This window comes from Listeria grandensis FSL F6-0971 (assembly GCF_000525835.1).
In the GTDB taxonomy this organism is placed as follows: domain Bacteria; phylum Bacillota; class Bacilli; order Lactobacillales; family Listeriaceae; genus Listeria_A; species Listeria_A grandensis.
Genome location: NZ_AODD01000022.1, coordinates 31,408 through 46,409 on the forward strand (window position 1 = coordinate 31,408; position 15,002 = coordinate 46,409).

Annotated in this window: 10 protein-coding genes and 2 pseudogenes; all 12 read right to left on the reverse strand. The window is 41.3% G+C overall.

Features of this window, described 5'->3' with window-relative positions; genetic code table 11:
• Positions 1-3: 3 nt before the first annotated feature.
• Positions 4-2,243: pseudogene (locus PGRAN_RS11955) on the reverse strand (ATP-binding cassette domain-containing protein).
• A gap of 153 nt (positions 2,244-2,396) precedes the next feature.
• Positions 2,397-3,143: an alpha/beta hydrolase gene (locus PGRAN_RS11960; protein WP_036067341.1), complete on the reverse strand. Its 747-nt coding sequence runs from the start codon at positions 3,141-3,143 to the stop codon at positions 2,397-2,399.
• A gap of 240 nt (positions 3,144-3,383) precedes the next feature.
• Entirely contained in the window at positions 3,384-4,097 is a 714-nt protein-coding gene (locus PGRAN_RS11970) for an alpha/beta fold hydrolase (protein WP_036067343.1), read from the reverse strand.
• A gap of 298 nt (positions 4,098-4,395) precedes the next feature.
• Positions 4,396-4,635 (reverse strand): hypothetical protein, encoded by a 240-nt coding sequence (locus tag PGRAN_RS11975; RefSeq protein WP_036067344.1) that lies wholly within the window; start codon positions 4,633-4,635, stop codon positions 4,396-4,398.
• A gap of 456 nt (positions 4,636-5,091) precedes the next feature.
• Positions 5,092-5,478, reverse strand: coding sequence for a hypothetical protein (locus PGRAN_RS11980; protein ID WP_036067345.1), 387 nt, complete (start codon positions 5,476-5,478; stop codon positions 5,092-5,094).
• 316 nt (positions 5,479-5,794) lie between these two features.
• Complete coding sequence (eno, locus tag PGRAN_RS11985) at positions 5,795-7,087, reverse strand: phosphopyruvate hydratase (RefSeq protein WP_036067346.1); 1,293 nt, start codon at positions 7,085-7,087, stop codon at positions 5,795-5,797.
• A gap of 109 nt (positions 7,088-7,196) precedes the next feature.
• The gene (gpmI, locus tag PGRAN_RS11990) at positions 7,197-8,729 is read right to left on the reverse strand and encodes a 2,3-bisphosphoglycerate-independent phosphoglycerate mutase (RefSeq protein ID WP_036067347.1); all 1,533 of its coding nucleotides are present in this window, start codon (positions 8,727-8,729) and stop codon (positions 7,197-7,199) included.
• On the reverse strand, positions 8,730-9,485 hold the full coding sequence (gene tpiA / locus PGRAN_RS11995; RefSeq protein WP_036067409.1) for a triose-phosphate isomerase: 756 nt from the start codon (positions 9,483-9,485) through the stop codon (positions 8,730-8,732).
• A 175-nt stretch (positions 9,486-9,660) separates the two neighbouring features.
• Complete coding sequence (locus tag PGRAN_RS12000) at positions 9,661-10,851, reverse strand: phosphoglycerate kinase (RefSeq protein WP_036067349.1); 1,191 nt, start codon at positions 10,849-10,851, stop codon at positions 9,661-9,663.
• Between the two features lie 93 nt (positions 10,852-10,944).
• Positions 10,945-11,956 (reverse strand): annotated as a pseudogene (gene gap / locus PGRAN_RS12005) (type I glyceraldehyde-3-phosphate dehydrogenase).
• A 34-nt stretch (positions 11,957-11,990) separates the two neighbouring features.
• Entirely contained in the window at positions 11,991-13,037 is a 1,047-nt protein-coding gene (locus PGRAN_RS12010) for a sugar-binding transcriptional regulator (protein WP_036067351.1), read from the reverse strand.
• Between the two features lie 541 nt (positions 13,038-13,578).
• Positions 13,579-14,931 (reverse strand): RNA polymerase factor sigma-54, encoded by a 1,353-nt coding sequence (gene rpoN / locus PGRAN_RS12015; protein ID WP_036067352.1) that lies wholly within the window; start codon positions 14,929-14,931, stop codon positions 13,579-13,581.
• Between the last annotated feature and the right edge of the window lie 71 nt (positions 14,932-15,002).

The window sequence follows — 15,002 nt, forward strand, 5'->3', positions numbered from 1 at the left end:
CATTTAGATATATTGTGCTGTCAGTGATGCTTTATTTTCTTTTAGCTCCATCGGTGTCCCCTCGAAAAGAATCTGACCACCTTTACTACCGCCTTCTGGACCAAGATCAATAATCCAATCGGCGTTGCGAATAATGTCAAGATTATGTTCTATGACAATTACCGTATTTCCTTTATCCACCAATCGATTCATAATTTCAATAATATGTGTAATATCGGACATGTGAAGCCCTGTTGTCGGTTCATCCATAATGTAAATACTACCCTTTTTGTGTAGTTCATTCGCCAGTTTCAGGCGTTGACATTCCCCGCCAGATAGCGTATTTAGTGCCTGCCCAAGCGTAATATATCCCAATCCAACATCTTCCATCGCTTGTAATTTTTTCGTGATCTTCTTGCTATCAAAAAATGCTAGCGCCTCCACAACACTCATTCTAAACAATCACTGATCGATTTATTTTCTATCTTATACTGCAAAACTTCTTCTTGGAATCGCTTGCCGCCACACGCTTCACAAGGCGTCCTGATCGCTTCCATAAACGCAAGGTCCATCGAAATGACGCCGAGTCCTTTGCAATCTGGACAAGCCCCTTTCGAATTATAGCTAAACATCGAAGGACTTACCCCATTTGCTTCCCCAAACAGTTTGCGTATCGTATCCATTATTCCAGAATAAGTTGCGGGATTAGAGCGGACATTGGCATGCGCCGCAGACTGGTCAATCACAATCGCATCGGCGTTCTCTTTTAAAAACACTTGATGAATCAATGTACTTTTTCCAGACCCAGCTACGCCTGTCACTACCGTCAAAACTCCTTTTGGAATAGAAACTCGGACGTCTTGCAGATTATGAAGGGAACTGCGAACTTCCGGCAGCATTCCACTGGCTTCTCGTATCTTCGCTTTGATTTCAATTTTATTTTTCAGGTGATTGCCTGTGAGTGTATCGGATTTCAAAAGTCCATCAAAATCACCTTCAAACATGATCTCCCCGCCTTGTTTCCCAGCACCCGGGCCGACATCGATAATATGATCAGCGATTTGGATCACATCAGGATCATGCTCCACGACAATGACGGTATTTCCTTTATCTCGCAACTTTTGAAGCAGCTCATTCAGCCGGTGAACATCACGAGGATGCAAGCCCACACTAGGTTCATCAAAAATATACAACAAATCCGTCAAACTACTATTGAGATGGCGCACCATTTTGATTCGCTGCGATTCACCGCCTGAGAGCGTCGTCGTCTCGCGATCAAGACTCACATAATCAAGCCCGATATCAACCAGATGCTGCAACCGTTCCATGATGCTCGCTGTCATCGGAAGCGCTATAGGATCCTGAATCTCACGCAAAATCGGTATCAGCGCATCCACTTGCAACGCTGTATAGTCTGCTATCGTATGTCCATTGATTTTACAAGATAACGTACGCTTCGAAAGCCTAGTCCCATCACAGCCTGGACAATGCACTTCCGATGTATACTGCATCACTCTCTTTTTTGTAGACTCACTCATTTCGCCATCTTTATTAATATACAACCGATCGAATTTCTCCACCAAGCCCTCATAGCTCGCGTTCATATCCCCCGTCGGCATCTCTATTTTAAATTTAATATCCTTACCGTACAACAACTTATCCCATTCCTCTTCCGAATAGTCCATAAGCTTCTTATCATTATCAAAAAATCCCGAAAACGCATACAAGTTCCAATACCACGATCCCACCGAAAAAGTTGGAAAAAGAATCGCGCCATCATTCAGAGACTTCGTTTTGTCGAGCATTTTTTCAAGATTTAATGTGATTTTGCGTCCAACACCATGGCATTCAGGACACATTCCCACTGGGTCATTAAAAGAAAATAAATTCGAACCACCAATTTGAGGCTCCCCAACGCGCGAAAAAAGCAGACGGATAATCGGATTAATATCCGTAATCGTTCCTAAAGTAGAACGCGAATTTCCGCCTAATCGTTTCTGATCAATGATGACCGATGTCGATAAGTTCTCAATTTTGTCTGCATCCGGCTGTCGATATTTTGGCAGAAAATTGCGAATGTAATTGCTATACGTCTCATTCAACTGTCGCTGTGATTCCGTCGCAATCGTACCAAATACAATCGATGACTTGCCAGATCCCGATACCCCAGTAAAAATCGTAATTTTCCGTTTTGGGACTTGGATGGAGACATTTTTCAAGTTATTTTCACGTGCACCTATTAATTCGATGTATTCTTGTGTCATGAAACCCCTCCTCATTAGATACGTTCAGACCGATCTCAAAAAATCAGCCGAATTTCGATTATACCGATCCACCATCAAAAAGTCAAACAAAAAAACACCTATAGAAAAGTACCTCCATTTTGTGAAGTGCCTTTTCTATAGGTATCCCGTTTCTTACAATACAGCCTCTTGTTCTAACCACATCAGGTCATCCAAGAAATAAACTAAATCCTCACCTAAAATATCCTTCTCACAGTCCGTGGTAATATCGTGCCCCGAACCAGCGTAGAAACATAGTTGTTTATCATCCGAGTGAATATTTTTAAAAATATAGTTGGCGTCATCTGCCGAAATCTCTTCATCTTGACAGCCTTGACCAATCATCGTTGGTACCGCGATACGCTCGATATCGCTTGCCACTGCCTTGTAGAACGCAGAACGTGCATCTGTCATCGTTTTTATTTCAGGCGCATAATTAGCAAGCATCACTTGTGCTTCCTCTTCTGCAATGCCTTCCTTCTTCATACTCTTTAATAAATACTTCTCCACAGGAATATATCGCATTTTGCGATTCACATTCGCGCATAGCGGAGCGATTGCCTTCGGATCAAATGTTTCCGCCATTTTCAAAGCAAAAACACCACCCATTGCAGCGCCGACGATTGCTATTTCGTGATATCCTTGGTCCAATAAATGCTTGTAACCAGCTTTCGCGTCTTCGTACCACATATCTGGTGTGGTCTTCAGGAAGATTGCTGGCTCCTCGCCATGACCGCGATAATTTGGTGCATACACTGTATAACCATTATCCGCTAGATATTCACCTAATTCTCTAACATCCTCTGTCGTTCCCGCAAACCCATGCAGTAATAGAACAGCCCGATTGCCTGCTTTTAAAAGAAAGCTACGATCCGTACTCATGATTAATTGCACTCCTCCATCTTCCTTAACTTGCCCTCATTGTACGCCATATTTGCGCAAAATGCCAACTTTTGATTTGATGCCTGAAAACCATTGCTATCAAAGGTTTCATCACCGTTCACAATCTCCGTTTTCTGAGTAAGTATTTTATACAATAGACATATGATAACGCCAAACCGAAGATGTGTCAATCTTAATTTCACATAATCAATCGAAAAACAACATTTCCCTACTTTATCCCTACATTTGCGTCACATCTTCGTCAAAAAATGCGGCAATAATAGTATGCAATTCCCGCGGTTTCTGGCGAATCAAAAAATGCGTGCCATTATGAATAACGGTCATTTCCCCACGCTGAACTAAATCCACCATTTTCCTAGTATCGGCTTTTGAAATGACATCATATTCACCAATAATCGCCAGCATTGGAGCTGAAATTCTAGCCAAATCCGCCTCTTTAATATGTGGATGAAAAATCATCAATCCTATCTGCGCCTTCACACGCCTAAAAAAGAAACTGAGCGGTGCCAGAAGAAACGAAAACAAATAAGCGCCAAAAGAAAAAATATTAGCCCACCATCTAATCTGGCTCGCGTCATAATTCGTCCCAATCACAACCATCTGCTTTTGCCTTTTCGGCTGATACATCGCCATTTCAAGCGCAATAATTCCGCCATCACTATATCCAATAACACGATACATATTAATTTTCAAAAAATCTAATAAACATAAAATATCCAGTGCCATGACTTGAAAATCAAGCGGGCAAAAACCAAGTTCAGACTTCCCATGACCACGCGAGTCCACCGCGATCACTTGATAATTTTTTCGAAAGAAGTCAATTTGTCGCTTCAATGCACCATGACTTTGCCCATTTCCGTGCAACAAAACAAGCGGTTCACCACTGCCATACACACGATAAGATAGTTCTACTCCATTCACATATGCTTTCATCGCTATCACCAGACCTTTTCGTAAGGTCATTATAGCAGAAAATAACGATATTGGCTTTTATATTACACTGGGGGATGAGAATAATATAAAAGGTGCTTTCATAAGCAAGAAACACACTTCTCATTCCTAAATTATTCTTATTTTTATGGAGTGAAGTAAGCCTCAAAAAAACTCATTAGTATAGCTTCTATCATTTTATTTACGATATTTTTAGCACAGATAACTGGATATATATTTTATTCTTACTAGTAGTGGTTTTTTGTGCTTCATTTTACAATTAAATCTATTAATGTCCTTTTTAAGGAATGCAGTAAAACCAGAAAAATTCATTATCTGGAGTCACTACAATTAACCTAGCATAGTATATTAGATCTTTTTCCTTTATTACGGGAAATGCTTTAGCTGAGTAGACTACAGATTTATCTGGTATCGTTGGGCTTTGAAAATCTGATATCATTGGCGCATATTTCCAAATCCCTTGAATAGTTCCAATTTGTTCGTCAATATCTTGCTTCGTTGGTTTTTCAAGGGTTTCCAAATCTTTTCCACCTATAGTTAGATAGAATTGATCGTGAAGTCTAAATTCAGAATTATTGGGTGAAAAATTATTTTTATTTATAACTAAAAATACAATTAGACCTAGGAGCATCACTGATGCTATGATGATGAGGATTTTTTTTCAAGTGTCACGCCTCCTATTCAGGGATATTTAATATAAATTTCAGAATTTCTCGTACTCTTATATGTTTTATATTCAGTACGATATAGAACCCCGCTGCCACTATAATATTTAAGAGTATAGTTATTTTGATACACATCTCCCTTTACAGCAGGTCTACTGTACCTTTTAACATCAGCTTTAAGAAAACCCCCACTACCAGATGAACTCGCTCCAGCCACAGTAAAAGAGAGTGGACCGAATCCTAATGTTAAACTAGCGCTACCTGATCTTTTTTTCGTAGCTGAGAAAAAATATCCATCATACTTTTTTTTCTCAGGGAAGTCTGGATGATAGTTTAGAAATACCAGACTCTTTTATTTTTTTTGATGAGGTATTTGTACTTGTCGTCCAACCACTTGTGCTTTTTAATAAAGGACGATCCATTATTATTTCTGCCACAGGTAACCTTACCTCAACGCCAAGAGGCAAATTCTCCATTATTTCATAGGCCTCTTCGCTAAATTCATCCTTTTTATCTACATTGTATCCTTCATTTATTTCAGTTACAAGCTTACCATCCATATTCTCTTGAACTATCTTATCATTATCATCTTTATAGACATTTGATTCTATTCCTTCTGCATTTGCCATCATAGGTTGAAATAGTGTTGCGCCAATTATCCCTATCGAAATCGCTGATATAAATTTTTTGAAACTCATTTTCGATCTCCTCTTTCCTATGTTATATTATACCCACTATTTATGTTACAATAAACACATAAAAAATGCAAGCGCTATCAAAATGGTATCTGTAGTATATCTTCATTAATTTTTAGTACAGGTAGTTGGATATTAGTCTTTTTACTAGTAAACACTCTATTTAAAAATACTGACAGATCTGCTCATATAAAAAATCATAAATAATATAGTTAGTTCATCAAAATTCCCTCCCTGACGTTTATTTACACATATCGCTTAACAAACACAGGAAAGCCCCCAGAAAAAATTCCGGGGGCTTTCCTAAGTTCACAAGCGATTATTTTTTCAAGTTATAGAAAGTATCTTCGCCATGATATTGTGCTAGATTACCTAGGTTGTCTTCAATACGTAGCAATTGGTTGTATTTAGCAACACGGTCTGTACGAGTTGGAGCACCTGTTTTAATTTGTCCAGCGTTTGTTGCAACAGCGATGTCAGCGATTGTGCTGTCTTCTGTTTCACCAGAACGATGGGAAATAACTGCTGTGTAACCAGCGCGTTTAGCCATTTCGATAGCATCTAATGTTTCAGTCAATGTACCGATTTGGTTCACTTTGATAAGGATTGAGTTAGCGATGCCATTGTCAATTCCTTCTTTTAGTTTCTTCGTGTTTGTAACGAACAAGTCATCACCAACTAATTGTACGCGATCGCCAAGGCGTTCAGTCAATAGTTTGTGACCTTTCCAGTCGTTTTCGTCTAAACCATCTTCAATAGAGATGATTGGGTATTTGTTAACTAACTCTTCGTACCAAGCAACCATTTCTTCAGAAGTACGCGTTACGCCTTCACCTTTAAGTTCGTAGTTACCAGTTTCGCGGTTATAGAACTCAGAAGATGCTGCATCCATAGCCAATTTAACTTGCTCGCCTGGTGTGTAACCAGCTTTTTTGATTGCTTCGATGATTGTTTCTAACGCTTCTTCATTGGATTTAAGGTCAGGAGCGAATCCACCTTCATCACCAACACCAGTGTTAAGGCCTTTGCCTTTAAGAACTGTTTTCAGGTTGTGTAAGATTTCAGTACCCATACGTAATGCTTCAGAGAAAGTTTTAGCTCCAACTGGCATAACCATGAATTCTTGAATGTCAACGTTATTGTCAGCATGTTCGCCACCATTAACGATGTTCATCATTGGAACTGGTAATACTTTAGCGTTCACTCCGCCAATGTATTCGTATAACTCAAGGCCTAATTCTTCTGCTGCTGCACGAGCTGCTGCTAAAGAAACACCTAGAATTGCGTTAGCGCCTAATTTACCTTTGTTTTCAGTACCGTCAAGCTCGATCATCGCTTGGTCTAAACCGATTTGGTCTGTTACGTCAAAACCGATAATTTTGTCTGCAATAATGTCATTTACGTTCTCAACTGCTTTCAAAACACCTTTACCCATGTAACGGCTTGAATCGTTGTCGCGTAATTCTACTGCTTCATATTCACCAGTAGATGCGCCACTTGGAACTAATGCGCGACCGAATGCGCCAGTTTCTGTGTAAACTTCTACCTCGATAGTTGGGTTACCACGGGAATCAAGAACTTCGCGTGCGTATACTTCAGTAATAATAGACATAATTTATACTCTCCTCTAAAAATGAATTTTGTAAGGAAGTGACCGAATTACCGGTTGCTTACCTTCTTATTTTAGCCTTGTTTCGTCAAAAACGCAAAGCAAGACCTGTTTATTTTTGAATTAAACTTTCGCCAGTCATTTCTGCTGGTTTTTTCACGCCTAAAAGATCAAGCATCGTTGGGGCTACGTCGGCTAAACGACCGCCTTCACGCAGTGTTACGCCAAGCTTGGTTACGATTACTGGAACCGGAACTGTCGTATGCGCTGTATGTGGCTTGCCTTCTGGTGTTGTCATCGTTTCAGAATTACCATGATCGGCGAAAATAATCGCAGAACCGCCTTTTTCCAAAATAGCTTCGACAACGCGTCCAAGGTTCTCATCCACTGCTTCAATCGCTTTAATCGTTGGTTCAACCATCCCTGAGTGACCTACCATATCAGGATTCGCAAAGTTTAAGATAATCGCATCGTGTTTATCGTTTTTGATATCTTCTACTAACGCATCCGTTACTTCATAGGCGCTCATTTCAGGTTTCAAATCGTACGTTTCCACTTTCGGTGAATCGATTAGAATCCGGCTTTCACCAGGAAACTCTTCGTTACGTCCACCGTTCATGAAGAAAGTAACGTGAGGATATTTCTCTGTTTCAGCAATACGCAACTGCGATAAGCCTTCATTAGATAAAACTTCCCCGATCACATTCGTCATTGGCATCGGAGCAAAAGCAACCTCCGCCACAATGCTAGGATTGTAAAGTGTCATTGTTACGAATTTGATATTTTTCGGATGTTTGTCGCCACGATCAAAATGTTCCCATTCTGTATCTGTGAACGCATTCGAAAGTTGAATCGCACGGTCAGGACGGAAGTTGAAGAAAATAACAGCGTCGTTATCTTTCACCGTTGCGACTGGTTTACCATCTTTCGCTACAACAGCAGGAACGACGAACTCGTCATTTTTGCCGTCCGCGTAAGAAGCTTCGACCAATTTCACAGGATCTTCAAATTGCGCGCCTTCGCCTTTAACAATTGTGTTATAGGCTTTTTCGACACGTTCCCAGCGCTTATCACGATCCATCGCGTAGAAACGCCCAGAAACTGTTGCAATCGCGCCATAGTTAAGATCGGCAATGGCTTTTTGTAACGTTTCTAAATAGCCTACTGCAGATTGTGGTGCCACGTCGCGTCCATCAAGGAAAGCATGGATATAGACGTTTTTCACGCCTTCTTTTTTCGCTGTTTCAAGCAAGGCTACTAAATGGTTGATGTGGCTATGCACGCCACCATCTGATAGCAAGCCGAACAAGTGAAGATCAGAATTGTTCGTTTTGGTGTGTGTGAAAGCATTATTTAACGCTTCATTTTTCGCGAATTCTTCTTCTTCAATAGCTTTGTCAATACGCGTCAAACTTTGGTAAACAATACGTCCAGCGCCGATATTTGTATGGCCAACTTCTGAGTTACCCATTTGACCTTCTGGAAGACCGACATCAAGGCCGGCTGCTTTCAGTTGTCCATGCGGATACGTTTCCCAGTAGCGGTCAAAGTTAGGTTTATTAGCTAAGGCAACAGCATTCCCAACTGTTTCGTTACGTAAACCGAAACCATCAAGAATGATGATAGCTACAGGTGATTTAGTCATCTATTTCACTGCCTCCAATAAAGCAAGGAATGACGCTGGCTCAAGACTCGCGCCACCAACCAAAGCTCCATCAATGTCAGACTCGGCCATATATTCAGCAATATTTTCAGGTTTTACACTACCGCCGTATTGAATACGAACAGCGTCTGCCGCTTCTTTAGAAACAGCTTCTGCAACAGTTTGACGAACAACAGCACACGTGTCGTTAGCGTCTTTACTTGTAGAAGATTTACCAGTTCCGATTGCCCAGATTGGCTCATAAGCAATAACGGATTTAGCAACTTGTGCTTCCGTCAAGCCTTTAAGCGCTGCACGGATTTGTCCACTAACCCATTCGTTCGTTTGGCCAGCTTCGCGTTGTTCCAATGTTTCACCACAGCAGATGATTGGAGTCATGCCATGTTTGAAGATTGCATGTGCCTTTTTGTTGATATCTTCGTCTGTTTCGTGGAAATACTCACGACGCTCAGAATGTCCGATAACAACGTAAGAAACGCCTAAATCAGCGACTGCAAACGGGCTGATTTCGCCTGTGAAAGCACCTTCGTCTTCGAAATAAGTATTTTGCGCTGCGATTCTAAGATCCGTTCCCTCCGTTAGGCCAACTAATTCTTTTAAAAATAGAGCTGGTGCTGCAATTACGGAATCCACAACATCTTTACTTGGAACTTTATGCTTCACGTCCTCAGCAAATTGTCCAGCTTTCGCCGCCGTTTTGTTCATTTTCCAGTTTCCTGCAATGATAGGTTTACGCATACTAAAACTTCCTTTCTCTTCAGCGCGCCGACAAACGCTCATCTTTGTCGTTAAACCTTCCGTTCCGATATTTCGGTACTCAGACAATGCCATAAAATCTAAGCATTTGTCGACCGCTGAGGTTCGCAGATACTATCGTGACCTGCGAAATACGAGAGGTTAACAGTTTCAATCCTTATTTATCGCTAATTGATTCAACGCCTGGTAATTTTTTGCCTTCTAGGTATTCTAGAGAAGCACCGCCACCAGTTGAAATGTGTGTGAATTTGTCAGCGTAACCTAGGTCCATCGCTGCAGCTGCACTATCGCCGCCACCGATGATTGTCGTTGCACCTTCAAGGTTCGCGATTGCTTCACAAACGCCGATTGTTCCTTTAGCAAAGTTGCTCATTTCGAATACGCCCATAGGACCGTTCCAAACAACTGTTTTCGCGCCTTGTAATTCTTTTGTGAAAAGCTCCACTGTCGCAGGACCGATATCCAAACCTTCTTCGTCAGCTGGGATATGGTTCGAGTCAACTGTGTGGAATGGTGCGTCATTGCTGAATTCGTGAGAAACAACATTATCGATTGGAAGTACTAATTTGTCGCCTGCTTTTTCAAGTAAGCTCTTCGCAAGATCGATTTTATCTTTCTCTAAAAGGGAAATACCGACTTCTTTACCTTGTGCTTTGAAGAATGTGTATGCCATTCCGCCACCGATAAGTAATTTGTCTGCTTTTTCGATTAAGTTCTCAATAACGCCGATTTTGTCGGAAACTTTCGCGCCACCAAGGATGGCAACAAGTGGACGTGATGGGTTATCCACAACGCCACCGATGAATTTGATTTCTTTTTCCATTAGGAAGCCTGCTGCAGAGTCCAAGTTAGAAGCGATTCCAACGTTAGAAGCATGCGCGCGATGGGCTGTTCCGAATGCGTCGTTCACAAAAACATCACCTAGAGAAGCCCAATACTTGCCTAGCTCTGGATCATTTTTGCTTTCTTTTTTACCGTCGACATCTTCAAAACGCGTATTTTCGAAAAGAATAACGTCTCCATCTTTCATCTCGTTAATCGCACCTTCAAGTTCTGGTCCACGAGTTACAGGCACAAATTTTACTTCTTTGCCTAATAATTCGCTCAAACGTTCAGCAACTGGGCGAAGTGATTTGTCCGCTTTGTCTTCTTCTGCCTTCACTTTACCTAAGTGAGAGAAAAGAATTGCTTTCCCGTTTTGTTCAAGGATATATTGAATCGTTGGAAGTGCCGCTACGATACGATTATCATTGGTAATTTTACCGTCTTTCATTGGAACGTTAAAATCAACACGTACTAGAACTTTTTTGTCGTTTAAGTCTAAATCAGTCACAACTTTTTTAGCCATAATAAAATTCCTCCATTATTCAACTTTCAAATAAAAAGCGGAAACAAAAGACCTGTTCCCGCTTATTTGTTTATTATTTAGTTCTAAGCAATCTTATTTAGCAATTTTAGCGAAATATTCAAGTGTACGAACTAATTGTGCAGTGTAAGACATTTCGTTGTCATACCAAGCAACAGTTTTCACTAATTGTTTGCCGCCAACTGAAAGGACTTTCGTTTGCGTTTCGTCAAATAATGAGCCGAAAGTGATTCCTGCGATATCAGAAGAAACGATTGGGTCGTTAGTGTAACCGAATGTATCTGCATCACTTGCAGCTTCCATTGCAGCGTTCACTTCTTCCACAGTAACTTCTTTTTTAAGAACTGTTACAAGCTCAGTTAATGAACCTGTTGCAACTGGAACACGTTGAGCAGCACCGTCTAATTTACCAACAAGTGATGGTAATACAAGACCGATTGCTTTAGCAGCACCAGTCGTGTTAGGAGTGATGTTTTCTGCTGCAGCACGTGCACGACGGAAGTCTCCACCTGGGTGAGGACCATCAAGTGTCATTTGATCGCCTGTATAAGCATGGATCGTAGTCATAAGACCTTGTTCGATACCAAATTGTTTTTCTAATACGTTAGCCATTGGAGCAAGACAGTTAGTAGTACATGAAGCACCAGAGATAACTGTTTCCGTTCCATCTAAAGTATCATGGTTCACGTTGTATACGATTGTTTTCATGTCGCCTGATGCAGGAGCTGAGATTACAACTTTTTTTAGCACCAGCTTTGATGTGTAGTTCTGCTTTTTCTTTTGCAGTGAAGAAACCAGTACACTCAAGAACGATATCAACACCTAGTTCGCCCCATGGTAATTCCTCAGGGTTACGGTTAGCTAAAACTTTCACTTCTTTGCCGTTCACGTTGAAATAACCATCATGTACTTCAACATCGCCATCGAAACGACCTTGAGTAGTATCATATTTCAACAGGTGAGCTAACATTTTAGCGTCTGTTAAGTCATTGATTGCAACAACTTCAATACCTTCCACATTTTGAATACGACGGAATGCTAGACGTCCGATACGTCCAAAACCATTAATACCAACTTTAACTGTCATAAGTCAATTTCCTCCTTGAAAATAATGAAATTTTTTATTTCAAAAGGGTGTTTTCCCCTCTTAAAAGCATCGTTGCGGCTCCTTCATCTGTTACTAAAATCGTATTGGACGGAGCGGTTTTCATATACGACTTGATTGCTTTGGCCTTCGAAGTGCCTCCTGCTAGCGCAATGATATTCGGTATGCGAGGTAGGTCTTCAAATTGTAAACCAAATGTTGGAACTTTGTACACGACTTCGCCTTGTTCGTTGAAGTAATAACCAAATGCTTCTCCTACGGCTTGTCTATCTGTAATCTTTTGCATAGCTTCGGCGTCCGTGTGTCTGCGTTTAGCCATTGTAATTGCATCTCCAATACCGTGCAAAATGGCATTGGCTGATTGTACGAGTCGCAATCCTTCTTGAATGGCCGGCTCTTTCAGGAGCGATTGATACGCTTCTTCGCCAAGCTGTTCCGGTACGTAAAACATACGGTGTTTGCCGTTCGTCTTCGTTGCCATCCTGTCGCAAATCGTGTTGGCTTGGTTGTTCAGTTCTTCCCCGAGTCCGCCACGTCCTGGGACAAATAGTAGTTCGCGTCCATTTGCAAAGTCAGGTGTCATCATTTCAGCTAGCGTCGCCATTGTAGAACCACCCATGACCGCGATAATATTTTTTTGCTCTGTGAGCGATAAATCCAGTTGTTCGAGTGCCACACGTCCCATTTCTTCCAAGACCCATGGTGTTACATCACTGTCGCCTTGAACAACGAAACAAGCTTTGATCTTTAATTTCTCGCGCAGTCGATCTTCCATTGTATGTATTCCCGTTAACTGATTCATAACGGATTCTAATTCGCGAAATACGACCAGACCATCCTTCGTCACTGTCATCCCAGCAGGAGCAATGCCAATCAACCCTTGTGCTTTCAAAAATTCTACCTCACCGCGTAGCACCCGTTCACTCATGCCCAACATCTGAGCAAGTGTCCGTCTACCAACAGGTTCCGCAAAATAAATCGAACGCAAGATTTGATAACGCTTCTGCATTACTAAAAGCATGTCGGGTAATAATTTCTTTTGAATGTTAATGATATCTGACATTTCAAAGTCTCCTAACCGTCTTGGACTCTTCTTGACCCGCTTAGTCATAAGATGTCCCGATAAAACTAAAAAAACAAGAGATCCAAGTTCTGCTAGTAAACTATTGTGACTATCATCTAATATGAAACACTGTTTTAAAGCTGTATTTCGAATCCAGTCATCTTAATCGTTTCTAAACGTAACCCATCTCTTTCGTAAATCGCTTGCCGTAACGCAAGTAGTTATTTCATTACCCTACGACAACCATTCTACCAGTGATTGGGTCAAAATTCAAGCATAAAGCCTAAATTAAAGTAAAATTCACGATCTATTAACACTGTGTTCCTACCATGAAAAAGGAGCACGTTGTACATATTCCACATAATGAATATGTTAAAACATGAACAAGTCAAACTGAAATAATTTGCGTGTGGTCAAGCAAGTCAGAAGACCACCATGATAGTCATGCTGTAGATCCGGCTTTCAATAATTCAAACATGTATGTTGGGACTGTAACTCATTTCATTCGAACAGTCCCAACATTACAGTTTATGCCAAGGATCTAGACAAACCTTTTTCGCTTGGAGGAGGATGGAATATTCAGCTCACCACGATATTTCGCGATAGCTCGCCTTGAAACTTGAATGCTTTGCTCATCTAGCATTTCTACAATTCTCTGATCGGAAAGTGGTTTCAACTTATCTTCAACTCGCACAAATTGCTGAATCAAATTCTTGATACTCTGACTCGACACATCGCCTGCATCCGATTCTTCGCTTGCTTTTTTGGTGAGACTCGACGAGAAGAAGTACTTTAATTCGTAGACGCCATGTACGGTTTCCATATACTTGCCGTTGACAGCTCGACTCACCGTAGACTCATGGACTTCAATCTCCTCGGCGATTTCTTTTAGCGTCAGCGGTTCTAAATGCGTACCTTCGTGCAAGAAAAATTCGCGTTGATGCCTCACAATCGCTTCCCCAACCCGACCAATCGTACTCTCACGCTGCTCCAAACCCTTCTTCAACCAATCGAATTCGCCAGCCTTCTCCTTCAAAAATGCCGCCACATCTTTTTCTTGCGTCGCCTGCATCATTTCGAAATAGCTTTCTTGAAATTTCATCCGTGGTAAAAATTGCTTCGCGACGGATACATGTAACTCCCCACCAACCTGTTTCAAAACCAAATCCGGTACCACATACTGTACCCGATCCGACTCAAACTCCGCTCCCGGCTTAGGATTCAACGTAATAATAAAATCGGAAACCAACTGAATTGTCGCCATCTCCATGCCTAAGCCATCCGCTATTTTTTTCCAACGTTTATTCGCGAAGTCTTCAAAATAATCATGAATAACAGCATAGGCCTGATCCGGCGCATCTGGATGTCGTTTAATTTGTAACAAAATACATTCTCTTGCATCACGCGCACCAACACCAGCCGGCTCAAAATTTTGCAATGTTTCTAAGCTTTCCAAAACATCAGCAAGAGAGATGAGCAGCGCGGCGGCAACAACTTCTGGATCTGTCTGCAGGTAACCATTCTTATCCAAACTATCAATCAAGAATAATAACGCCATTTTTTGCTGGCTTGTCATATCTAAAAACTGCATCTGCTCTTTTAACGCATCTGAGAGCGTCATCGTTGTGTCAGCGATCTGCTCTAGCCAATCCGTATTATCCACTCCAACCAAGTTATTTTTTTTGCGCGTCGTTATTGCATAATCAGGAGCCATATCTCTGCCTGGAATCACTTCGATTAAAGGATTCTCAAGCGCCTTATCTTCTAAGAAAGCCGTCAAATCTTCCATATTAAACTGCAACATCGCGATCGATTGCGATAACTGTTGCGTCATCATTAACTTCATCGATTGTTTCTGTTGCTGCTTTTGGACATAATTAGACTCGAGTCTCATGAGATAACTCCTCCTCTTTCCATACTCGTCTCTTCTATTATAACACGGTAAAACGCGCGCGATAAGCCCCA

Bases quoted from the DNA above. Each gene is read 5' to 3' on its own strand.
- eno (WP_036067346.1), bottom strand. From the start codon at position 7,087: ATGTCTATTATTACTGAAGTATACGCACGCGAAGTTCTTGATTCCCGT.
- tpiA (WP_036067409.1), bottom strand. From the start codon at position 9,485: ATGCGTAAACCTATCATTGCAGGAAACTGGAAAATGAACAAAACGGCG.
- rpoN (WP_036067352.1), bottom strand. From the start codon at position 14,931: ATGAGACTCGAGTCTAATTATGTCCAAAAGCAGCAACAGAAACAATCG.
- PGRAN_RS11970 (WP_036067343.1), bottom strand. From the start codon at position 4,097: ATGAAAGCATATGTGAATGGAGTAGAACTATCTTATCGTGTGTATGGC.
- PGRAN_RS12000 (WP_036067349.1), bottom strand. From the start codon at position 10,851: ATGGCTAAAAAAGTTGTGACTGATTTAGACTTAAACGACAAAAAAGTT.
- PGRAN_RS11960 (WP_036067341.1), bottom strand. From the start codon at position 3,143: ATGAGTACGGATCGTAGCTTTCTTTTAAAAGCAGGCAATCGGGCTGTT.
- gpmI (WP_036067347.1), bottom strand. From the start codon at position 8,729: ATGACTAAATCACCTGTAGCTATCATCATTCTTGATGGTTTCGGTTTA.
- PGRAN_RS12010 (WP_036067351.1), bottom strand. From the start codon at position 13,037: ATGTCAGATATCATTAACATTCAAAAGAAATTATTACCCGACATGCTT.
- PGRAN_RS11980 (WP_036067345.1), bottom strand. From the start codon at position 5,478: ATGAGTTTCAAAAAATTTATATCAGCGATTTCGATAGGGATAATTGGC.